The organism is Paenibacillus qinlingensis, from assembly GCF_013204845.1.
In the GTDB taxonomy this organism is placed as follows: domain Bacteria; phylum Bacillota; class Bacilli; order Paenibacillales; family NBRC-103111; genus Paenibacillus_E; species Paenibacillus_E qinlingensis.
On the sequence record NZ_JABMKY010000006.1, the window covers coordinates 337,162 to 361,088 of the forward strand.

Genomic DNA, 23,927 nt, shown 5'->3' on the forward strand with positions numbered 1-23,927 from the left:
ATGAGACACAAAATGGCGATACAACTCGCGACACTGCGGGAAAGCTGTAAGAGCAATTTCCCACAAGTGTTGGAGACGCTAGGGAATATGGGATGGGCAGGCGTGCAGTTCGCGGGCTACCATGGTTACGACCCTAAGGTGTTAGCAGAAATCGTTCGAGGGACAGGGATGAAAGTGGCCGGCCTCCATGTGAGTATTCCTCTGCTGAGAGAGCAGATGGAGCAACTGATTGACGATGCAGCCTTATTCGGTACACGGGATTTGATCTGCTCCAATACGCCGGATGATTGGAGGAATCCAGATGGATTTCGCGAAATGAAGCGCCTGCTGAATGAGAGCGCTGTGTACTTGAAAAGTCGCGGACTGCGGTTGAGCTATCACAATCATGCGTTTGAGTTCGAGACGGAAGTGGATGGTCAATCCGCGCTTCGATACTTGCTGGATCCCGCTGAAGACAATGCGATCCTCGCGGAAATTGATGTGTATTGGGCAAGGAAAGGCGGATACGATCCGTATCAGTTTATCTTGCCATATGCGGGACGCATGCCAATTATCCATCTGAAAGATATGACGGATGACGAAGAGCAAACCTTCGCTGAAATTGGGACAGGGCAGATCGACTTTGTGCCGATTCTACAGTGGGGTGAAAAGCAAGGCATCGAGTGGTACGTTGTGGAGCAAGATCGCTGTCGTCGCGATCCCATGGAGTCCGTACAGATAAGCTATGAGCAGTTGCTGCGCTTATCGAAGCTCGTATGAGAGGAGAGGAATCGATTGACGTTTAAGTATCATCTTGCGGAAATTATACAAGCCGTCCAAATTGATGTACCGGAAAATAAGCGTATTCCGTTTAATTGGCAGGCGGTAGGGGTAGGTGGATCTCAATCGCTAACGGTTCGTATGGGGTGGACGGATAAAGCTGTCCCCGTTTTGCTAGGTGCGGAATCTGTTCAGCTTCGGATTACTGCTGCTTTGGATGTTCGAGAAACGATACTGCTGGAGGCTGTTACAGCCAAATCTCACCGCCAAGTCGGTATATTCGATATCCGATATGCATCTACTTTGCAGCCTTTTGAAATTCAGCTCATTCCCGATGATTGGGAAGCTGTCATCGAGGAAGGGATTGAATTGCGGATGCAAGAGGGAAGCTTACCGTTTTGGATTCTAGTACCGGACTCAGCATTATGTGATCAAGCTTCGCTTCTGTTTCCTCATCTACTCATCTCGGACAGTGAATCGGCGCAGCAATCTGCACGCGATCAGCCGTTGCTTCACACGCTGTCGTCCCTGTCTTCGCTTCAGCCTTTCGGCTGGCTGGAAGGCTGTGTGCTAGACGGATTGATGGATTTGAGCCAGGCACTGGGAGAGCCGCGATTTGAAGATGCGGCGCGTGCGCATCTGGCTCTCTATTTGGACGAGAATAATAATCTAAAGTATGAAGACCCGCTTAGTGAGCCATCTGACGGTAAAGTGTACGGTATTGAAGGCACGTTGCCATTCGCTGCATGGGCTCGTTTGCAGCCCGATCACCCCGTCATGGAGCAAGCGATAAGCTTATGGATGTCCCACATACGGGAGGATGGCGCCATTTGCGGCACGGGGATGCTGTCTGCCGAAGGGAGCTATACCGTTGCTTATCCAATGGCGGTACTGGCTCGTGTTCGCCAAGATGTCGGGTTGGCGGAGATGGCTGTACGGCAATTAGAGGTACGCCGTCAGCTGTTGACCAAGTCTGAGGGAGATCTCTACCTTCGATGTTATACGAATGGAAGTCTTACTTTCCGTCACTGGGCTAGAGCGCACGCTTGGTACTTGCTCGGACTGATTCGCACGCTTATGGAGCTGCGTGAGGCAGGCCACTCGAGCGTGGGTGCAGATCGATGCGCATCTGAATTTGTTCGTGCTGCGAACGTTGCGCTCTCCTACCAATCGACCGACGGCTTATGGTCAGTGTTTCTGGATGAACCGTCGACAGGGTCAGATACCTCAGGATCGGCCGGGATTGCTGCGGCACTCGCACTTGGCGCAAATTTCGGTCTGCTGCCAGAGCACGCGCGGTTAGCGGCCGAACGTGCGTTGGAAGCGCTGCTCTCTTTTTTAACGCCGGATGGGATTCTAAGGCATGTGGCGCAGAGCAATAAAGGCGGGGAAGCACTGCAACGAAGCGGTTATCGCGTGATGTTCCAGATGGCTACGGGGTTGTTGGGTCAATTATACGCCGCTTTGCAGCGATAGAAGGAAGAGATGTCGATGTTCAATGACGGCTGCCATTTGTCCGAACACGGCAATCTCTTGGTGGCGGACCTTGTATTTGATGCGCTGAGATAGGAAAAAGAATGAGGTAAGGGAGAGAAAGCGATGAGTGAAACGATCAAAGTAACGATATGGAACGAGTATCGCCATGAGATGACGAAGCCAAGTGTTCGGGAGATGTATCCGCAGGGCATGCATCATGCCATCGCTGAAGGTTTAATCGGTAACTTCGCAATTCATACAGCGACACTCGATGAACCGGAGCACGGTTTGACTGCCGAGGTGCTGGCTAATACGGATGTTCTTATCTGGTGGGGGCATGTCGCGCACAAGGAGGTGGCGGACGAGATTGCTGATCGCGTTACTGCCCGTGTTCTCCAAGGGATGGGCTTCATCGCGCTGCATTCTTCCCATTATGCGAAGGTATTTAAGAAGCTAATGGGTACGACCTGTTCCTTGCTGTATCGCGATGCAGGGGAAAAAGAACGGCTCTGGGTAACCGCGCCAGGACATCCCATTGCGGAGGGCATCGGGCCTTATTTTGAATTAGAGCAAGAAGAAATGTACGGCGAGTTCTTCGATATTCCATCACCGGATGAAGTGGTGTTCACCAGTTGGTTCGAAGGGGGGAATGTCTTTCGAAGCGGGTGTTGCTTTAACCGTGGACAAGGGAAGATTTTTTATTTCCGACCAGGTCATGAACTTTACCCGACTTATCGTGATGCGAATGTGCTGCGTGTCATCTCTAACGCCGTAGGCTGGGCCGCACCGGTGAAACGAGATCTGCCCCGTTATGGTAAAGCTGTACCAGCATTGGAAGTTATCCTACCCAAAAATATGAAATAGAAGTAAGATATAAACGCAAATAATAACACCTCTTCGTGTGATGAAGTGAGAGTACCCAGCAATTACTACCACACAGAAGAGGTGCCTTTCTCCAATTCCCCAAGTAAATGTTAAGCTAGCTGTTCAAAATGAAACGCGAAATGCAACCTTCGCTCCAAATCGACCGTCACGCGCGCCCTCATATCCAACGCATAGTAGATCTTTTCGTGCCCAAAATGGTTTAGTGACGGAAGCGGCTCCACGACGGGCTCCATTAACGTTTCGTCATAGTTTAATACAAGTTTGAATGCAGCACCCACAAGCTCGACCCGACCTTTTTCCACAACCTTAGGCTGCACCTGACAAATGAAACGCTCGATTAACGCAGCGCCAGCTTGTTCTAAGACATATTGATCCTCCAGCTCCAGCCAAGGCAGTTCGCCGTTTTTATGCCAAGTCCAGCTTCGCTCTAGCCTCAGCAGTCCCGGGATATTATAGGCATCCTGCAGCTCTACGACGAACCGGTCATAGTCGTCAGTAATCTCGGACTGTCGTACGGTTGCTTTGTATGCTGCACCAGCCTGTTGGCTAACCCCATCCATAATTGGAACAGAGTGGCCTAGCGCACTGTTGCATATAAAGGAATACCTCGTAGGGGGTGCGAAGTATGGCTTCGTATATAGCCCGGCTCCTATATCAGCCAAGAACGTCTCGTGCCCAGCTAGGACGATGAAATGACCGACATCGTTATGATTATGGGGCTCATCGTTATTACCGCCTTTGGCGGCAAAGCTGAACTTGCCTTCCTCCTTCTCAACCCGTGATACCATCCACTGCGCGTCCGCTAGATAGATCGACTCCGCCTTCCATTCTTCCCCCTGCGTTCTCGGCTCGTACCAAATCAAATTGCGAAACGCAGGCGCCCATCGGCCGCAATGATCATAAACCGCCTTGTCCTGAAACGTATATTCAGGGAGTTGCACTTCCGGAAACCGCCGTGCCATTTCATGGGTCAGCCCGATGTACACATCCCATTCCTCGGGCGAATCGGAGAAATTAACGATCTTGCGACCGTGAAGGAAGCAGTTCTGCTGAAATAAGGCTACCTGCTTCACATTAGGAACGGCGAGTAAATCTACAGCTCCGTTGGTTCTCCGGGATAGAAGCTCTGCGAAATACGTATAGAAACCGAATCCATACCCCCAATACATATATCCTTCCAAACAGGCGCCGTCTTCGCCATAGCCTTCCAGGAACAAATTGACCGTTGGCAGCGCTTTGTTCAAAACGAGAGCCAATTCCTGCTTATCCGCAATTAAGTAGATGGCTGCCGCGCCAATCGAACCGGCACACACCGCCGCCCAGTTATTGCGCACATGCTCCCAGAAGTAATCGTTCCCCAGAAAAGGTGCAAAAATGCGGCGGTACACTTCTCTATATACACGATCGCGTATGGTCTCCGGCCAACGATGCCCCGTCAGCATCATCACCTCAGCCAGTGCGTAAGCAGTCTCCGCAGCAAATAGATCAATCCCGATGCCCGGGTCCGGCACATTGTGTTCATGTACGGAGTATCCATCCGTTCTAAGTCCAGGTGGGCTCTCAAAAGTGACCGGCACGCACCAGGAAAATTCACCGCAAATGGCCCACACCGTATCCAAAAGTCCATCGTGGTAATCGGAGCGTTCTGGCATTAGCCAACTCAACAAGCCAAATGTCGTGAGACGTTGTCTCCTGGAGAAATAGACCGGCTCATATGTTTTGCGGAAGCCATCCTCCCAGACTCGGCGGAATAGCGTCCAGGGCAATTCCGAAATGGGCTGCCCGAGAAATCGTTCTGCATCCGCAGCCAACCGTTCAAGAATCGGCTGGAATTCGGGCTCGGACATAATTCGGCTGCGTACGGCTTCCCGATCTTCCCGAAAGAGCCAATTGCCGATTCCGGCGCTGCCGTCGGCCAGTTGCTCGTAAATGGAATTATAAATCATAGTCTCCAATGCCTCCCTGTTCAGTAAACTACTAGAACTAACGGTATTTACCCTCCAGTATAATGCAGTGGTTAGAATCCCTCTATCGGGGGACGTGACACGATTCTTGTTTTTATGACTTATCTACGTATAAACTCCAATTGTCATCACGGTTGTTAGCGCTTTATTTGTTTTGTATACTAGGCAAGACAAGATTAAATAACGACAAAGCGAGGCTGAATCATGACAACAAGGAAGAAATTTGGATTAACACCGAAGCCGCATTCGTTAAAGTCTCGACTCATCATAATTCTGTTTATTAGCTCGCTTGCACCTTTAATTTTGATAGGAAGCATTTCTTATTTCTCTATGTATGCCATTTTGCAAAATAAGGCGGAGGGCGGTGCCCTTAGTAATTTGCATCAAGTCAGGATCATGTTGGAAGATACCATAGGCCAGTTGAATCACACGTCGCAACAGCTAGCTTTTGACGGTAGAGTGGGCAAAAGTCTTGAAACGTATTTGTCAGCTGATATCTATGAGAAAAAAAGATTGAACGATGAGATCAGAAGTGAATTAGGATTAATTCATTTTACGAACCCTACGCTGGGATTGATGTTTTACTATTTTGAGAGAGACAATCAGGCCTTATTCGAGAATTTTAGTGTGAGTGACAACTATGATTTGAAAAAACTGCCTGTCCTCATCAAATTCGATAAACTTACCTATATGGGACCGCATCTGTCACTAAATCCAATTGATGGCAATCAAGTGCTTTCGATTTTGCGTAAAGTAGAGCTTCCAGATCGTGATGATGTATATGTTTATATTGAAACGAATTTTAAATTAGCCGAAAGTATTCTCAAAGACAATGATCAATTTGGCGGCAACTTGGTACATCTAATCCTCGATAATCACGGCAAAATTGTATATAGCGAGAATTCTGCGGATTTCCCGATTGGGATGCAATACGATGGGAAAGATTCGCATACCGATATCACAGCTAAATATCGCATGTTCGAGGAAGAGAGCAATCAAACCTGGAAAGTCATGTCGGCGGTGCCCAAATCAGTCTACAATCTCGAAGTATATAGATGGATGAAACAGTTTGTGTTTTTTGCCGTTTTAACGTTAATCGCGAGTTTCTTTATTGCTTGGCTGATATGGCGAACAGTGTATCGTCCGCTGAACCTGCTCAGTACGGATATTCGCAATGTCAAAAGCAATAATGAGGTATTTCCTAGAAGACAATCGCAAATCTCGGAGTTTTCTATGATCTACAGAGAGTTTGCGGAAATGAGAAGTCGTATTTTCGAACTCATCAGCGAGGTTGAGCAAAAAGAGCAGAGCAAAGCCTTTCTTGAGGTTGAGAAATTAATGACTCAAATCAATCCTCATTTTATTCATAATACACTGGATACGATTCGATGGCTGGCTCGTGCCAACGGGCAGAAGGATATTGATCGGCTGGTATCTACGTTGAACAAAGTACTCTATTATAATCTCGGCAAAGGTGGACCTGCACGAATTAAAGATGAAATTGATGCATTGAAAAATTATGTTGAACTGCAAGGGATTCGCTATAATTTTCATTTTGATGTGAAGATCCATGCGGATTCTGAAGCACTTGAATTGGCAGTTCCTCGATTTATTCTGCAGCCGTTAGTAGAGAATGCGTTATACCATGGCCTAGGCGACAATGGCGTGATTGAAGTGAGTGTAATCGAAGATGGCTTCTCGCATGTCATTATCGAAGTGAAAGACAATGGAGATGGCATGACAGAGGAAGATATCATTCAATTAATGAGTGAGAACACGATAGAGAAAAAGAAGGTAGGCATGGGGATTGGACTTCAATATGTGTATCGTATGGTTAAATTCCAATTTGGGCCAGCGGCCAGTTTTCATATTGAAAGCACAATCGGTGCAGGGACGACGATCGTTCTTCGTCTTCCAATAGGAGGAGTTAGCTAATGATAAAAGTTATGGTTGTTGACGATGATCACTTGGTACGTAAAGGTTTCATTACGATGATGCCTTGGCGGGAGCATCATTTAGAAGTCGTAGGCGAAGCAGGGAATGGTAAGAAAGCCTTGGAGTTTCTTGCCGACAATCAGGTTGACTTACTGATCACAGATTTAGCGATGCCTGTCATGTCCGGTATTGATTTAATGAGGTCAGTGAAAGAGAAGTACAAAGATATTAGTATGGTTGTTTTGACGTTCCATCAGGATTTCGAACTTATCCAGGAAGCACTTCGTCTTGGAGCGCTGGATTACATAACGAAGGTTGAGCTTGAACATGAGCACATGGATGAAGTGCTACGGCGAATTGTAAACAAAATGGAAGAGCAACATATGCGAACTAGGGAGACACAAGATCAGCCTCCTCCTGTGACGACGCATGCGATTGAGGATGAGGGACCTTACTCTCCAGAAGTCAATGCAAGTGTATGGAAAGCCGTGGATATTATTCATGCGGAGTTTCAAAAGGACCTTTTATTGCCAGATATTGCGAAAAGAGTGAATATGAGCCGCAGCTATTTCAGCCGTTGTTTTCGGGATATTGCTGGTAAAACGTGCAATGATTTTATCCGTGAAGTGCGGGTGAATCATGCGAAAGCCATGCTTACACAGACGAACAAATCCATAGGGTGGATCGCTACACAAGCTGGGTATCCGAATGAGAAATATTTCAGTAAGGTATTTCGGGAGTCAACAGGGATGCTGCCAGGTGAGTTTCGTAAGAGTCAGTCATAATGAGTGGAGGAAAGGTCACATATCGTCTCCTAAAAAGTGCACTTTCGTCTACTGGACGTTCTATGTAGCCAATTACGAGACGATTTGTTCCTAAACACAAGACAGAATTAGACCCGAATGCCTTTCATTTTCTTTAAGATGTAAGTGTAGGGTAATTAAAGAGGAGGGGCATTATGAAGAATAAAAAAGCTCTAATTTCGATGATGGCAATCGCTGTTCTAATGACAGCATGTTCGAGTAACAACGCAGGGACTAAGGATAGCGGGCAATCGTCGGCGGATTCCAACGTGAAAGTTGACCCTTTGAAGATGCCGAATCCAATTGAAGTTACCACGTTCAAAAGTTTAAGCCCTGGAGCTAAATTGCCAGCTGGTGATACGGTAGAAAGCAACCAGTACATGAAATATATTTCACAAAAAACGAATATTAACTTTAAAATTCTCTGGTATGCCGCTCCTCAGGATCATGAGCAAAAAATGAAGTTGGCTATCGCAAGTAACGACTTACCTGACGTAATGCTGGTGAACGAGCAGATCTTCTTGGCGTTAGCTGAAGCTGGCCAAATTGAAGATATGACCAAAGTATATGAGAAATATGCGTCTCCGTTGGCAAAAGAATTGTACGGTTCAACGAATAATAAAGCCTTGGAAAAAGCGACGTATAAGGGTAAATTAATGGGTATTCCGAATATTAGCGTACAAGCGGATGCGGCAAGCATGGTGTGGGTACGCAAAGATTGGATGGATAAATTAGGATTGCAACCGCCGAAATCAGTTGATGATGTTACGGCCATTGCCAAAGCTTTCGTCGAGAAAGATCCAGACGGAAATGGTAAAGCGGATACAATGGGAATCGCTGGGTTTGAGAAATCACTGGCAGTTAACGGGAAAGCACAACGGGGCGATTTCAAAGCTATTTTTCAAGCATTTGGTGCGTATCCTTCCGGTGGTGTTGAGGGTGTTTCCAACTGGATAAAAGATAGCTCAGGCAAGGTTGTCTATGCTTCAATCACACCAGAAACGAAACAAGCGCTCAGTAAGCTGCGCGAAATGTATGCTGCAGGGGCAATTGATAAGGAATTTGTTCTGCGTAAAGAGCCGAACGAGAATATCGTTTCAGGCAAGTCGGGTATTTTCTTTGGACCTTGGTGGTCGGGTGGTTTAGCTGCTGACACGATGAAGTTGAATCCAAAAGCTGACTTCGTACCGTATTTGATCCCTGATGCTAAAGGCACAGTGAATACAATGATGGTGCCTGTGAGTACACAGTTTATCGTTGTGAAAAAGGGGATGAAGAACCCTGAAGCCGCTATGGTTTATGCGAACACGTTTATCAATGCGCAACGTAAAGTAGACCCAGATGCTTTGAAGCTTGATTTCTCAGTAAGTGCAGAACACTGGCCGATCGGAAATGCTACTTTCGACTTTGCCGATGCGGTAGAAAGAAAGTCCGATATGTTGAAAAAGGCAATGGGTGGGCAAACCAAACCCGAAGAGTTAAGTCCTGAAATGAAAGAAATGTTTGATAAGGCAACTCGTGACAAAGCTAATCCTAAAGCAGATCTGAAAGATTGGTCTGGCTACTATGGCTACACGGCTCCTGCTGAACTGTTGAAACAAAACATGAATAAAGTGTATAGCGAATTTACAGCAAACACAAAAACGATGGAAAGAAAATGGGCGAACCTGCAAAAGCTTGAGAAAGAAACGTTCTTCGGTATTGTAATGGGCGAGAAACCGCTGGATGCCTTTGATAAGTTCGTAACCGATTGGAAAGCGCAAGGTGGCGACGAAATTACGAAAGAAGTAACAGATGAACTAAGCAAATCCAAAAAGTAAACGTGTAAGAATCAAAAGCGCACCGCCTAACCGATTGGTGGTGTGCTTTTTGTACAATCATGATGGGAACAGAGGTGTATAGCTGATGAATATTCGATCATTTTACAAGCACTACCATTTGATGCTCTTGCCAGGAATCCTGCTTCTCATTATTTTCCAACTAATTCCAATGTTCGGAATCGCCATTGCGTTCCAAAACTTCAAGATCGGATTGGGCATCTGGGACTCCCCTTGGATCGGGCTTGAGAATTTTACGTACATGTTCGAACTGGAAGACAGCAAAACAATCTTTTTTAATACGGTATTTATTGCCGTTTGTAAAATTATTGCTCATTTGATTGTTCCGCTTACATTTGCGATATTGCTCAATGAGGTTCGATTTCATATTTTTAAAAGATGGGTGCAGACCGTGGTCTACCTTCCCCATTTTATTTCTTGGGTTATCTTAGCAGGTGTCGTATTGGATATGCTGTCCTTGGATGGCATCATCAACAGTGCGTTGAAAATGTTTGGTTTCGAACCGATCATGTTTTTGGCAAAAAACAGTTGGTTCCCTACTATTGTGGTTAGCTCCGATATTTGGAAAGAATTTGGATTTGCTGCCATCATCTATTTAGCTGCCTTAGCTGGCATTAATCCGTCTCTATATGAAGCTGCTGAAATGGATGGCGCCAATCGCTTGAAGCAGTTATGGTATGTTACTTTGCCAAGCTTGATTCCTACTGTCGTATTGTTGGCTACCTTAAGTATTGGGAACATTCTGAATGCAGGTTTTGATCAAATTTTCAATTTGTATAATCCGCTTGTTTACCAATCAGGCGATATTATTGATACGTACGTTTACCGGGTTGGGCTCGTGCAGGCACAATATGGCTTAGCAACAGCCGTCGGACTTTTGAAATCAATGATTGGATTCATCCTCATTATCCTCTCTTACAAAATAGCGTATAAATACGCAAACTACAGAATTTTCTAATGAAGCAGGTGATTAGTCATGGTACGCAATAGAACATTATCCGCTCAGGTAATCGAAGCCATTCTCATCTTAGTTATGCTGCTCATCTCGTTCATGTCGCTGGCGCCTGTTGTACACGTATTCTCTGTTTCGTTTAGTGATAACGCTGCAGCGGCAGGCGGCCTCGTTAAGTTTTGGCCGGTTGGTTTTACCTTAGAATCTTATCGTAAAATTCTGGAAGAGCCGCACTTTTTCAATGCTTTTCTTGTCTCTGTCAAACGGGTATTACTCGGTGGTGGCATTAACTTCGTATTAACTGTCATGATGGCTTACCCTTTGTCTCGAAGTAATAAAGAATTCCCGCATCGCACCATCTATATGTGGTTTATGTTATTCACGATGTTATTTACCGGTGGCATTATTCCTTTATATTTAACAATTAAATCCCTTGGGATGTTCAATACGATTTGGGCACTCGTGCTGCCAGGTGCTGTACCCGTGTTTAACGTGATCTTGTTAATGAACTTCTTCCGTAACCTGCCGAAGGAGCTCAGCGAAGCGGGGTACATGGATGGGGCAGGCCCTTGGTACATGATGATTCGTGTCTACCTACCACTTTCATTGCCTGCTATGGCAACCGTTACTTTATTCAGTATTGTTGGTCATTGGAATGCTTTCTTTGACGGAATGATTTTTATGCGAAGCGCCGAATATTATCCGCTGCAAACGTATATTCAGCAGCTCGTTGTGAGTCAGAATGCGATGTTGGAGCTGGATTCTTCCAAACTGGAATTACTAATGAAGGTTTCAGACAAAACGCTCAATGCGGCCAAGATCGTCGTATCAATGGTGCCGATTTTAATTATTTATCCATTCCTGCAAAAGTACTTTATCCACGGTATCATGCTAGGCTCTGTCAAAGAATAGATACAAAAGAGGTGCAATGAGATGATAGGGAAGGTCATGACTTTCAATTTACGATACAACGAGCCAAAGGATGGGGACAATGCATGGCCTTATCGCGTTAAGCGTGTTTCTCAAACGATCCAAGAACACGCCCCTATACTTTTCGGTACACAAGAAGGCTATTATGACATGCTGAAGGAGCTTCATGAAGAGCTGCCAGCCTACAATTGGATCGGTACAGGTCGGTTTGGCGAACACGAAGATGAACATAATGCTATTTTTTATAAAAAAGATCAGCTTGAAATTGTTGAAGAAGGGCATTTCTGGCTATCCGATACACCAGAAGTTGTCGCAACGAAAAGCTGGGACAGCATGTACCCAAGAATGTGTACGTGGGCTCGATTCATAGACAAGAATAGCCAGAGAGTATTTGTTGTCTACAACACACATCTGGACCACCGCAGCCAGGAAGCAAGAGAACATGGCGTGAAGGTAATTTGGAATTACATAGCCAAGCATCAAATTGACCAACCACTTCCGGTTATCCTTATGGGAGACATGAATAGTCATCCGAACAATGCTACGATCCGTTATTTAAGCGGGGAGTCGAAGGAAGAAGGACCGAAAGGATGGTTAATGGACGCATATTCCCTTCTAGAAGGAGAGATCGGTCGAACTGCGCACGATTTCAATGGGGGATCAGATGAAGCGCCTATTGATTATATATTCGTATCACCTGAGGTAGAACTGTTGGAAACGATCATCGATAGAAGGCAAATTGGAGGGGGTTACCCTTCCGATCATTACCCCATTATTGCAGCTGTGCGCCTCACCTTAAACGGCGCCAATCAAGGAGATAAGCGATGAAACCTGAAGATAGAAACCGTTCCGTTATGACAATTACGCGCGAAATTGCCCATTCCGAGCAAAGTGCTTATATCGAAGTACCGTTTGAAATGCCTGAGCACGTTGAGGAGTTAGTGGTATCGTATTCAATTGAATCACATGGGATACAGAAGGCAGTCATTGACCTGGGTCTGAGGGATACGCGGAGAGTGAGAGGTTGGAGTGGAGGCGCGCGCAAGCAGTTTCGTGTTGGACTTGAAAAAGCTACGCCAGGCTACATGTCTGGCGACTTCATGCCGGGTAACTGGGCGGTATTGCATAACGCCTACAAGGTGCCGAACGAAGGTTGTTCAGTTCACGTTACCATCCAATTCTTGTTTAAAACGCCTCGTTGGCTTAAGGGAGATCTGCACACACACAGCGTGAATAGTGACGGTACGTTTACGCTAGAAGAAAATGCAGCCATTATGGAAGAGCTTGGATGCGATTTTATCGCTATGACGGATCATAATACCGTCAGCCAAAATCTGACGTATCCGCGAAACACGAATGTTCTCATGATACCTGGGATGGAGTTTACAACGAACTTCGGACATAGTAATTTTCTTGGAGTCGGTGATCCCATCCTTGATTTTCGAGTGAAAGGTCAGGAAGATGTCGAGACTAAGATTGCTGAAGCACGTGCCAATGGTGCGAAAATCGTCATCAATCACCCGCATTGCGAGTTTTGTCCATGGGAATGGGATTTCAATGTTGATCATGATTGGGTAGAAGTGTGGAATGGGCCGTTTGCAGATCGGAATGCAAGAGCGATGCAATGGTGGCATGATCAATTGGTCTCGGGCAGAAGGTTAGTAGCCGTTGGCGGCAGTGATACACATCGCCCGGATCCTTACGTGAAGCACGCCATGCCTTGTACCTGGGTCTATGCTTCTGAGAAAACTGTGGGTGGTATTTTAAGTGCAATCGACAAGGGGCATGTAGCCATTACATATGCGCCGGAAGGACCTTTTGTACAGCTCAAATGTGGTGCGTATATGGTTGGTGATGTGGTTCCTGTCGGGGAGAATAACCATGTGGTTTCTTTCCAAGCTGAGGATTTGAAGATCGGGGATATAGTGAAATTAATTAGCAATCGCGGCTTGGAAAAGGAAGTTGAAGTATCGACGGATGGCGGTCTTGCGATTCAAATCGACGCAGAGGGCACAATATTTGTGCGTGTTGAAGTGTGGCGGCATTTCCAAGAGGTCAACATGACGTTGATGGCTGCTTTGACGAATCCTATTTATTTTGACAAGTGAAGAAACGAATGGACAGTTAGACTGATGATGGTATGGGATTTGAGGACACTAATCGTATAAAACGGCACACCTTGCCCCTGGCGCTTCGTGCATCCAGGGGCACTGTTTCACGTAAGGAAATCAAGAGTCGTTACATCGAGCTGAAAATGATTAAGGGAGGATGGGGAAGGTTATGACGGCAATTTCCAGTGTTTGGCATATTTCTCACTTAGATCTATTGATTCGGATGTTGATAGCTACACTGCTGGGGGGACTAATTGGATTAGAGCGGGAATGGAGTAACCATGCTGCTGGATTTCGAACGCATATTTTAGTTTGTTTGGGTTCTACCACCATCATGCTGCTATCCATTTATGGTTTCTCGGAATTCGTTAATGAATCGAATGTGCGAGCGGATCCAGCAAGACTAGCAGCGCAGGTCATCAGCGGTATTGGTTTCCTTGGAGCGGGAGCCATTCTGAGAAATGGTTCTGTCGTCAGTGGGCTCACCACGGCTGCTTCCGTATGGGTTGTTGCTGCTGTTGGACTATGTGTCGGAGCTGGCTTTTTCTTTGTGGCTGTGTTGTGCACCTTCTTGGCATTAGTTAGTTTACTATTATTGAACAAATGGGAGAAATACCTGCTAAGAAATCGTCGTGTCCATGAGATTACCGTTAAAGTACTTGATCATCCAGGCGTACTAGGCAAGATCGCATCCGCATTGGGAGATCAAGGCATCCAAATCATGAAGATGAAAATGATCCCTGATGTTGAAATTACGGGTAATAGCCACCAGAAACCTACGATGCAGCTTTGTTTTACGATGAAGGCACCGGAGAAAGGGAAGCTCCTTGCCGCACTGGATGAAATACATCGATCCGAATATGTGTTATCAGCCGATTCTCCTTGGTTGGAAGGACTTCCGATCAAGCGAGCAATAAAACCGGTGAGTACGTAGTACATTCCTATGAACATACCTTTGAAGTTATAGAAACAGAGTGCCGTGAATAACGGGCTCTGTTTTTTTGTTTACTAGCCACTGATGTACAACGAATAACACTCATGGTAAAATAATACACAATAACAAGCGAATTTAAATTGGATATAAATTGGTGAGGGGGAGTCATCTTGGTTAAGGGTCGTAAATCATTCCGAGAGCGTTTAAATGAGATGGTTGGCACACTTCGAAAAGAAATCATGCAGGGTACACTGCAGTCCGGTGACTTTTTACCCAGTGAAATAGATTTGTCTAAAAAGTTCGATCTAAGCAATCTTTCTGTCCGCAAAGGGCTGCAAATACTGGTTGAGGAAGGCTATATTACGAAGATACCGTCTGTGGGTAACCAGGTCATTGAACGGTTCAAGCAGCATACCTGCCAAATTCGTTTTCTTTATCCAGCTGATTTGGAAGAATCGGTTCAAATCTCAACCTTGCTAGACCAATTTGAGTTGCGATACCCGCATATTGAAATTGTACGAATTGCGGAAAGCGGCGGCGACTACACGTCCATCTTGCGCTCGCGTTTACAGGAAGGGCAAGTCGATGTCACGCTGCTCAGCGATTCGGTATTTTACAGCTTAACTGCCGATCGTGAAGCAGCTTCCTATTTTGCAACGACAGCCCCTATTGAAGGACAATATCGTATGCTATCGCAAAGTTTTAGCCAGGAAGGTCACGTATATGCTGCGCCATTTTCGTTCTCGCCGCTTGTTCTTTGTTATAACAAATCACACTTTCGGGAAATGTCGCTTCCTATGCCAGATTCAAGCTGGACATGGTCGGATCTAGCGGAGCACGCGAAGCTTTTGACTCAGGCGAATACAAGGTATGGTTTCTATTTTTATACCAGATCACGAAATCGGTGGCCTTTATTTTTGATGCAAAACGGTGTTGAAGCGCCGCGCGGCAAGGAAGGATCCATTTCGCAATGTGTGGAGCAAATCAAGGATGGTCTGAATGAGTATCGACGAGTCTTAGATGGGCCGATGATGTTTCCGCATTTTTTAGCCAATGCGCCTTTGCCATTAACACCTGAAGCTTTATTCGCACAGGGAAAGTTATCCATGATCATTACCTCGTACTTTCATCTCAATCGATTGCTGAACCTGCAAGGAGTTGACTTTGATATTGCGCCGATTCCCCGTGGGAAAGAAGCGAAAACACTGCTCATTACGTTCGGTATCGCGATATCGAATCGTTCGCAGAACAAAGACGAAGCGGCGCTGCTCGCGCAATTTTTTACTTCGTATGAATCTCAAATTGGCTTAAGGATGCAGACAACGAGTATTCCAGCTCTTCGCAGTGCGGCAGAATTAGAAGGGGCTGACATGGCGTTCAGTCGATATACGATGTATCGCGATATCGTCCCTACGTATACGTCAGTCATGGAGATGGGGCTGTCATCGGAGAAGTTGGATAAAATCATGGAGGCTGCACAGCTCAATTGGTCTATGCTCGAAGATGAGGATACGTTAAATCAACGCTTAACAGAAATTCTTACCTAAGTCAGTATAGATAGCAGTTTATATCCGATTTATATTTGTGTTGACAACGTGGATGAAGTCCTGTAATTTATTAAGTAACAACACAAATATAAATTGCATGTAAATTGGAAAGGGGGATTACATGAGACGTCCGATGTCGAGTCGGATCTTCGACTGGATGAATGTTATTGTGCTTGCCGGGATCTCGATGACGATGTTATTTCCGTTTTTCTACATCTTCTCGGTTTCATTCACAACACTGGAACAATATTTACACAGTGAAGTGCTGCTTTTTCCACGTGTATGGGTGGCGGATGCATATCGCTATATTTTAGGCTCCGAAACCTTTATTCATGCCATGTGGATCACGATTCTTGTTACGATTATCGGTACTGTAATCAATTTATTGTTCACTTGTACATTTGCTTATGCGTTGACTAGAAACATCTACGGTCAGAAGCTGATGCTGCTGCTTATCCTTATCACTTTATTGTTTTCTGCAGGCATTATTCCAACGTATCTTATCGTGAAGGCAACTGGACTTCTAGACTCGATATGGTCGTTAATTCTGCCAGTCGCAATTGCCCCGTTTAATCTCATTGTGGTGCGTCAGTTTTTCCTCAACATTCCCAATGAGTTGAATGAAGCAGCCGTCATCGATGGTGCAAATGATCTGACGATCTTCCGCAAAATCGTATTACCTCTTTCCAAGCCAGCTTTAGCCGCATTTTGCTTATTCTACGCAGTCACCCATTGGAATAACTACTTCACAGGCATCCTCTACATAAATAATCCTTTTTATTGGCCCATTCAGGTTATCTTACGTCAACTTGTTGTACAAAGCGATTCCAAAGCGTTAACGGGAATGGATCTCGCGATGGTTGAAAATCCACCTCCGCCAGAGACCATTCAAATGGCGGCTATCTTGGTTGCAACGCTGCCGATCCTGCTAGTTTATCCGTTTCTGCAAAAGCATTTTGCAAAAGGTGTCATGCTCGGTTCTGTGAAAGGATAGCTTCCTTTTGAACAGGGATAAGGAAATGTATGCACAGGTTTTAACTAAAAAGGGGACGTGACCAATGAATCGTAAAAAGTTATTAGTCGTGTTAATGGCTTCAAGTGTTTCACTTGCGGCAACTGCCTGCACCTCCAACGGGGCGTCAACGCCATCATCATCACCGAAAGCAACCACACCAACGACGAACAGTCCAGCGGCTAAAAAAATTACGATCACAACGATGAAGTCTATTAATGGGGATGTCCCGCCGCAAAATGCCAAAGCAGTGCAGAAGATAAACGACAAGTTTAACGTTGACTACCAAGCAGCGTTAGTACCAAGCGGCTCCTACACAGAGAAATTAAATGTCACGTTAGCTTCTGGCAGCCTAGCTGATGCAACCTTACTGCCTTCGGGTGAATTAACAGATAAATACAGCAAATTTGCCAAGCAAGGCGCATTTCTAGCCTTAGATGAGTACATCAAAAACTATCCATCTTTGAAACTAGTACCTGACTACGTCTGGGATCAGTTCCGAGTGAATGGCAAAGTATATGCGATTCCAGGCTATAATCCGAAATTTGGTTTCACGGTTGTCGTGCGCAAAGATTGGCTGGACAGCTTAGGTCTGAAAGCTCCGACTTCCTATGAGGAGCTCAAGCAAATTGCGCTAGCTTTTACGAAGAATGATCCAGATAAAAACGGTAAAAACGATACATACGGACTCGCAATAGGGAAAGACATTAACTGGCCGATTCCGATGGGCGCGTATTGGGATCCAGATGCTTGGTACCACAAAGACGATAAGAACCGCTTTATTCCTGGCATTGTATCGAATGCGCGTAAGGAGATGATTCAATGGTTTGCGGACCTCTATAAAGAAGGAGCGATGACCAAAGACTTCATAACCCTGGATTGGGCAGCGACGAACAAGGAGTTTTATTCAGGCAAAGCGGGGATTTTCATTGGTAGTCCACGCGGAATGTCGGAGCAATATATGGACGGACTGCTGAAGATTGAACCGAAAGCACAGTTCCTTCCATTAGATGCCTTTACAGCACCCGATGGCTCCAAAGGTTTTACAGCAAGCCGTGGATTCGCCAATATGACAGTTATTTCCGCACAAGCAGGTAAAGATCCAGATAAGGTTAAACGTATTCTTAGCATGTTGGACTTCTCCCGTAACTTTTATCCGAATGACCAAAAGAATGATAAAAATAAAGATTTCGATTTCTTATACGGTGGACTTGGTGAAGGTTATGATCTTACCGATGGGATTGGAGTTGCGAAGCCAGCATCGATCACGCAAGGGCTTGTGCCGGCAACATATCTGCTTGATGGTGTTATGGTTCCGTCAAAGGATACGGATGTAGACTATCCAGCCATGTATAAACTTCCTCAGTTGAAAGAATTGACTGCGGCGATTTCCAAGCAGTATACACAATTAAAATTTTACCAAAGCCCGAACTACGCAGTTATTTCACCAACAGAAATTGCGAAAGGCGCGGAAATGAAAAAATATCTTCTCGACGAGCAATCGAAAATGATAGCTGGCGTTCGTCCTGTTTCAGACTGGAGCAAATTAGTTGAAGAATGGAAAACCAAAGGCGGCGAAGCCATGATTACGGAAATAAATGCGGGTATTAAAATGAAAGATGCCAAAGAAGCCTGGCAGTAAGTAAGACCTGTCTCACATGTTCTACCATCTACCAATTGGGGGGAAAGCTGTGTATACAAACCTGGGTCGTCCTTGTAGGAACTTTAATATTTTGGCTAAAACGGTCATGATCGATCCGCTGGATGGAAGGGAGAAGCTGGTTCTCTCCAACTTTGTAGCTGGAGGAACAGGGTCACTTATTCTTGTCGATACGAAGAGTCATGCGTATGAGGTCATTCCGTTACCAGGAGATGAAGGGGCATGGGGGCTCGTGAATTGGTTCGATCAAAAACTGATCGTGGGGACCTGTCCCAATCACGCTTATCTCCATTGCCTAGATTTGCAAACGCGCGAATGGGCGCCGCCGTTATCTGATCCAGATGAAAAATATTTCTGGGATCTGACACTAGGTTCAGATGGGAACGTCTATGGCGGAAGTTGGCCGGGATGCCGGTTGCTGAGATATGATCCGATCACTCATGAACTGCACAATCTGGGGAGAGTGTCGGATAATCCAGCCAATCATTACAGTCGTCCCGTTTATGGAGGGCTTCCGGGAACAATCTTCGTCGCTGGTGGTTTCAGTGAGTCTTTCTTAATGGCCTACGATATGCAAAAGGGCGAGTTTCAATCCGTGGATGCGCCTGGTTATACGGTACGGGAAGCGAATAGCTCTTTCATTTGTTTAGAAAAAGGAACAGAACGGTTATGGTATGACGCTGCTTCCTTCCAACGCATTCCTGATCTGGATCCGGCGTGTTTGCGTATCAATGAGATTACGCTGCCCAATGGTCAATCATGCTCGGTCATAGCTTTAGCGAATGGTCGGTATGCTGGCGTTCGCGGGCAAGATTATTTTATCCTCGAAGGTCTATCAGATGTTCCTGAGCTACAGCGAATACCTTCAGATCCAACACCTACCCGAATATTTACCTTAATGACGGATGCAAACGGTCAGGTATGGGGGTCCAGTGGCTTTGGTCAAACGATATTCCGCTATGATTCTGTACGAGATGAAGCTTGGAATTCAGCTACTGTCTGCAACGCCGGTGGAGAAGTGTATGGGATGGTAACTGTTGGTGAGCGATTGTATTTATCCGCCTATGTGGGTGGAGATCATCTTATATATAATCCTGAGCAACCTTGGGATCAATTAAATAATCGCAATCCCAGGATGTTAACAGCTGCTTCACCAGCGTATATCAGACCGGAGGGACGCAGTGTGCTAGGTCCGGATGGCGGCGTCTGGACGGGATGGTCGGCCAAATATGGGCAATACGGCGGCGCGATAAGTCGTATAGATCCAGATACCCAGGATGTGCACATTTGGCCCGAACCACTGAACAATGGTCAGCAAATTTGCGGACTGGCGGCCGATGATCACTATGTTTATTTGACGACAAATGGCGGTGCGAGTGGACTTCCATCTCGTGAAGTAGCTTGTGGATTCGGTGTCTGGAAGCCTGGGGTGGGTATCGTGCATCAAACCGCATTTGTGGAAGATGAGCAAACAGGCAATGCGATTGCAGCCGGAAAGTTATACGTGTTTATTCAAGCGGGGACATCCCTTCATCTCTTTGATCCGAACACGATGGCGTTTGTCCAACGCATTCCAACTACTGAGCCATGCAGCTGGCTCCTCCAAGGGACAGAGGGGACCATGATAGCGTTTATCGGGAATGAAGCGGTTTGGTTCGATGAACATTCGACACAGATTGTAAGAAAAGAGCAGCTGCCAGGTAGAGTAAGGGCGGCAGCCCGAGCTTCGACGGGTGAACTGTATTTTGCCGTGGGAGATACCTTGTATAGTTTTAGGAACACGAACACGATAGGGAGGGACGCCTCAGTTGACGCCATCATTACGTAGAAGACTGTATAAAGATCGCTATCTCTTCCTGCTTGCGATGCCTGGCATTTTATATTTTATCATCTATAAGTATCTCCCTATGGCAGGTATCGTGATTGCTTTTCAAGAGTACAGCCCTTTCCTAGGCTTTCTGAAAAGCCCATGGGTAGGATTAGATCAATTTCGTGCCTTATTTGCTGAAAGTGAATTAATGAAGGTGATGTGGAATACGTTAGTGCTGTCCGTCATGCAGATCGCTTTCGCCTTTCCAGCACCGATCCTACTAGCCATACTCTTGAATGAGCTCCGCAATGAACTGTTTAAGCGATTTGTACAAACGATTGTGTATTTGCCGCACTTTTTATCATGGGTATTTGTTGTGGGGATCTTCATTATTTTCCTGCGTGGTGAAGGGCTCATTAACAATGTACTGGAAGTATATTTCCATCAAACAGAGCCGATCGGTTTTCTTTCGAACCCGCATTTCTTCAGGCCGCTCATTGTATTGCAAGTGATTTGGAAAGAGGTAGGCTGGGGGACCATTCTGTTTCTTGCCGCTCTCGCTGGCATTAATCCGGATCTCTATGAAGCGTCGACGATGGATGGAGCGAATCGCTGGCGCAAAATTTGGCATGTCACGTTGCCAGGCATACGCAGCACGATCATCATTTTATTAATTATCCGATTAGGACATGTGATGGATAGCGGTTTTGAGCAGCTGTTCTTGATGCGGAATGCCTACAATAAAGAGATTGCTGAAGTGCTGGATACGTATGTGTACTATAAAGGAATTGACCAATCCAATTATAGCTTTGCAACAGCTGTTGGCGTATTTAAAGGAGTTATCGGCTGTATTCTCGTACTTGGAGCGAATCGGATAGCTAAAAAGTACGGCGAACAGGGGATTTATTAGGAGGGAACACATAGATGAACATGGTGAGGCTAGGTATCCTCAAGGATGATTCTGCGGCCCAGCGCAGACGAAGCTATGGACTCAACTGCTATGGCAGTTATATCGCAGAAATCCTTTCTCACGCAGGGATTCCCTACGAATGGGTGCAAGTAACAACCGCGAAATCGCTTGCTTCATTTGATATTCTCATTGAAACGAATCTGAATGAAGAGATTCATCCAGACGATGAGGAATTATGGAATTACGTATGGAATGGGGGGCGCTTGATTTCTTTCGGTGGGCTGAATAAATGGGCGAAAAGACTTGGCTGTCTGCGAACCCCTTATTTGCCAGTAGGTTACGCGAATGGGGCAGTGCCTAAGGAGCAGGGGGCTGTGGACGATCAACTGCGGTTCATCGGTGCTAATCCTTGGACAATCGTAGATGCGGATTCGCTGTCAGAGGCGAGTGGTTCGATTAAGTCCTATACACGTGACGGGAAAGAGGCAGGTTATCTGTTTCTCCAATTCTCCATAGGGCAAGGTGTAATTGAACGCTGGGGTGTTGACGTTCCTACGACGGTTGTCAGCCTGCAACAAGGCGAGGCACCTGTCTTAGGCGATGGCGTGCCTGCTGCAGATGGAACAGGTAATGTGGATGAAGGGATCCTGAAAGCAGACGATGGATGCGCACTCCACTGGGAGTATGATCGTCAGACGACGCAAACAGGTGGCAAGTACTTTGCTAAGCCTTATGCAGACCTTTGGCGAGAAGCCGTTATCTCGCGTTTAATCGGTTCAGCTTTGGCGCTCGGGAAGACGTTACCCTTCGTTGATGTGTGGCCAGATGGTATCGATTACGTGCTGACTATTTCCCATGATAGTGATGGAAATCTCAATTCGCAAGCAACTGCAGCATTAGAGCTGCTACGGGAATTAGGTGTACGCTCGACATGGTGTATGTTGGAGCCCGGGTATTCCGAGGACGTATATCGTCAAATTAAAGAGGATGGGCATGAACTTGCTTTCCATTATAATGCGCTGGATTCACAACGAAGCGCGAATGCGATGGAAGGCAAGACGTGGAATAAGGCTGAATTTGCTAGGCAACTTCAAGCGTTGAAACGCTCGGCTAAACTGACTTCTGTGATTACGAATAAAAATCACTATACCCGATTCGAAGGTTGGGGCGAACTGTTTGAGTGGTGTGAACAAAATGGAATTGAAATGGACCAGACGCGCGGGCCGAGCAAGCCTGGTAATGTTGGTTTTGCTTTTGGCACGTGTCATCCCTATTTTCCTATGGCCTGGAGTCAAGATCAGAATCGCCTCTACAATGTGCTAGAGCTGGGCTTCCTTACGCAGGATATGGATTTGAAAGGCTGGGCGGATAGCTCAATCATCACGCCATTTCTTGACGAAGTAGCTAGCGTGCGCGGTGTTGCACACTTCCTCGTGCATCAACTGCACATCGAAGCACAGCCCCTCGTTCGTGAATCTTTTCGTACATTAATGAAAGAAGCGGATAAGCGTGGCTTTGCGTGCATGACAAGTGAGGAGATTAATGCTTGGGAACGTAAGAGACGCCTGGCGGTCATTCAGGGAGTTGGTGCTGCAGGCGAGCTTATCGTAGAAGGTGCAAGTCCAGAGATGGTCATTTGTGTGCCAATAACTGCTTCAAACAGGGAAGTATCAAGTAGTTCCATTGTTAAGCGATATGGCCATGACTGTCACAAACAAGTTCAAGTCGGCATGGTTCGTGTATAACGAGGAGGATTCCAATACGATGGACACATTCATGACCCATGTTCAAAGCATCTTATCCTCCGTCATGCTGACACAGACCGATGCCATGAAGCAGGCTTCTGAGGTGTTAGCCAATACGTTGGTAGCCAGTCGAAAGGTTTATATTTTCGGTACGGGGCACTCCCACATGTTAGCGGAGGAAGCCTTTTATCGTGCAGGTGGACTCAAGGACATTATTCCGATTCTGGAAAGTGGATTAATGCTGCATGAAGGCGGGCCGAAAAGCACAAAGCTGGAAAGGCTCGAAGGCTATGCTTCTGTTCTATTAGATACCTATCAGGTGGTACGGGGCGATGTACTCATCGTAGCTTCAAATTCGGGTATCAATGCGGTTCCAGTGGAGATGGCACTGGGAGCCAAAGAACGCGGGGCAACCGTGATTACGATAACCAATCTCAAACAATCCATGCAGGAGCCGCCAAGGCATTCCAGCCATATGAAAGTCTATGAGATAGCCGAGATTGTGATCGATAACTGCGGAGTTGTTGGAGATGCTTCTGTCTACGTGGATGATTTGTAGCAGTATATTGGGCCTACGTCAACAATTATTGGCGCATTTATCTTGAATGCCATCATTGTACAGACGGTCAGGAACTGTTTGACTCAAGGGTTCGCAC

The 23,927-nt window shown here is 46.1% G+C and carries 19 protein-coding genes; 18 read left to right on the forward strand and 1 reads right to left on the reverse strand.

All coding sequences use genetic code 11. The features are described from left to right. The 3 genes from HQN88_RS14635 to HQN88_RS14645 all read left to right on the forward strand — a co-directional run bounded on the left by HQN88_RS14635 (nucleotide 1) and on the right by HQN88_RS14645 (nucleotide 3,099). The gene (locus HQN88_RS14635; RefSeq protein WP_173113040.1) at nucleotides 1-759 is read left to right on the forward strand and encodes a sugar phosphate isomerase/epimerase family protein; all 759 of its coding nucleotides are present in this window, start codon (nucleotides 1-3) and stop codon (nucleotides 757-759) included. A 15-nt stretch (nucleotides 760-774) separates the two neighbouring features. Further along, complete coding sequence (locus tag HQN88_RS14640; RefSeq protein WP_173113043.1) at nucleotides 775-2,235, forward strand: glycoside hydrolase family 88 protein; 1,461 nt, start codon at nucleotides 775-777, stop codon at nucleotides 2,233-2,235. A 123-nt stretch (nucleotides 2,236-2,358) separates the two neighbouring features. Next, the gene (locus HQN88_RS14645; RefSeq protein WP_173113046.1) at nucleotides 2,359-3,099 is read left to right on the forward strand and encodes a ThuA domain-containing protein; all 741 of its coding nucleotides are present in this window, start codon (nucleotides 2,359-2,361) and stop codon (nucleotides 3,097-3,099) included. 110 nt (nucleotides 3,100-3,209) lie between these two features. On the opposite strand, the gene HQN88_RS14650 is transcribed toward HQN88_RS14645, so the two are convergent. Next, nucleotides 3,210-5,066, reverse strand: a complete 1,857-nt coding sequence (locus tag HQN88_RS14650; RefSeq protein WP_173113049.1) for a heparinase II/III family protein — start codon at nucleotides 5,064-5,066, stop codon at nucleotides 3,210-3,212. Between the two features lie 222 nt (nucleotides 5,067-5,288). On the opposite strand from HQN88_RS14650, the gene HQN88_RS14655 reads away from it, so the two are divergent. The 15 genes from HQN88_RS14655 to HQN88_RS14725 all read left to right on the forward strand — a co-directional run bounded on the left by HQN88_RS14655 (nucleotide 5,289) and on the right by HQN88_RS14725 (nucleotide 23,830). Further along, nucleotides 5,289-7,019 carry a sensor histidine kinase gene (locus HQN88_RS14655; RefSeq protein ID WP_173113052.1) on the forward strand — a complete coding sequence of 577 codons (1,731 nt, stop codon included), beginning with the start codon at nucleotides 5,289-5,291 and terminating at the stop codon, nucleotides 7,017-7,019. Then, a complete protein-coding gene (locus tag HQN88_RS14660) occupies nucleotides 7,019-7,804 on the forward strand; it encodes a response regulator transcription factor (protein ID WP_173113055.1) in 786 nt (261 codons plus the stop codon). The genes HQN88_RS14655 and HQN88_RS14660 overlap by 1 nt, the downstream gene beginning before the upstream one ends. A gap of 173 nt (nucleotides 7,805-7,977) precedes the next feature. Continuing rightward, the gene (locus HQN88_RS14665; RefSeq protein ID WP_173113059.1) at nucleotides 7,978-9,642 is read left to right on the forward strand and encodes a type 2 periplasmic-binding domain-containing protein; all 1,665 of its coding nucleotides are present in this window, start codon (nucleotides 7,978-7,980) and stop codon (nucleotides 9,640-9,642) included. An 85-nt stretch (nucleotides 9,643-9,727) separates the two neighbouring features. After that, nucleotides 9,728-10,618, forward strand: coding sequence for an ABC transporter permease (locus HQN88_RS14670; protein WP_173113061.1), 891 nt, complete (start codon nucleotides 9,728-9,730; stop codon nucleotides 10,616-10,618). An 18-nt stretch (nucleotides 10,619-10,636) separates the two neighbouring features. After that, a complete protein-coding gene (locus HQN88_RS14675) occupies nucleotides 10,637-11,524 on the forward strand; it encodes a carbohydrate ABC transporter permease (RefSeq protein WP_173113063.1) in 888 nt (295 codons plus the stop codon). A gap of 21 nt (nucleotides 11,525-11,545) precedes the next feature. Beyond that, entirely contained in the window at nucleotides 11,546-12,370 is an 825-nt protein-coding gene (locus tag HQN88_RS14680) for an endonuclease/exonuclease/phosphatase family protein (RefSeq protein ID WP_173113065.1), read from the forward strand. Then, entirely contained in the window at nucleotides 12,367-13,650 is a 1,284-nt protein-coding gene (locus HQN88_RS14685) for a CehA/McbA family metallohydrolase (protein ID WP_173113067.1), read from the forward strand. Before HQN88_RS14680 ends, HQN88_RS14685 begins: the two co-directional genes overlap by 4 nt. 172 nt (nucleotides 13,651-13,822) lie before the next feature. Beyond that, nucleotides 13,823-14,587 (forward strand): MgtC/SapB family protein, encoded by a 765-nt coding sequence (locus HQN88_RS14690; RefSeq protein ID WP_173113069.1) that lies wholly within the window; start codon nucleotides 13,823-13,825, stop codon nucleotides 14,585-14,587. 170 nt (nucleotides 14,588-14,757) lie between these two features. Next, nucleotides 14,758-16,134, forward strand: a complete 1,377-nt coding sequence (locus HQN88_RS14695) for an extracellular solute-binding protein (protein ID WP_173113071.1) — start codon at nucleotides 14,758-14,760, stop codon at nucleotides 16,132-16,134. A gap of 121 nt (nucleotides 16,135-16,255) precedes the next feature. After that, nucleotides 16,256-17,128: a carbohydrate ABC transporter permease gene (locus HQN88_RS14700; protein WP_173113074.1), complete on the forward strand. Its 873-nt coding sequence runs from the start codon at nucleotides 16,256-16,258 to the stop codon at nucleotides 17,126-17,128. A 64-nt stretch (nucleotides 17,129-17,192) separates the two neighbouring features. Further along, on the forward strand, nucleotides 17,193-18,788 hold the full coding sequence (locus HQN88_RS14705) for a type 2 periplasmic-binding domain-containing protein (RefSeq protein WP_173113077.1): 1,596 nt from the start codon (nucleotides 17,193-17,195) through the stop codon (nucleotides 18,786-18,788). A 91-nt stretch (nucleotides 18,789-18,879) separates the two neighbouring features. Continuing rightward, nucleotides 18,880-20,634 (forward strand): NHL repeat-containing protein, encoded by a 1,755-nt coding sequence (locus tag HQN88_RS14710; RefSeq protein WP_173113080.1) that lies wholly within the window; start codon nucleotides 18,880-18,882, stop codon nucleotides 20,632-20,634. 37 nt (nucleotides 20,635-20,671) lie between these two features. Beyond that, a complete protein-coding gene (locus HQN88_RS14715) occupies nucleotides 20,672-21,526 on the forward strand; it encodes an ABC transporter permease (RefSeq protein WP_173113140.1) in 855 nt (284 codons plus the stop codon). A gap of 14 nt (nucleotides 21,527-21,540) precedes the next feature. Further along, the gene (locus tag HQN88_RS14720) at nucleotides 21,541-23,271 is read left to right on the forward strand and encodes a polysaccharide deacetylase family protein (protein ID WP_173113083.1); all 1,731 of its coding nucleotides are present in this window, start codon (nucleotides 21,541-21,543) and stop codon (nucleotides 23,269-23,271) included. A gap of 19 nt (nucleotides 23,272-23,290) precedes the next feature. Then, nucleotides 23,291-23,830, forward strand: a complete 540-nt coding sequence (locus HQN88_RS14725) for a sugar isomerase domain-containing protein (protein WP_173113086.1) — start codon at nucleotides 23,291-23,293, stop codon at nucleotides 23,828-23,830. Nucleotides 23,831-23,927: the final 97 nt, after the last annotated feature.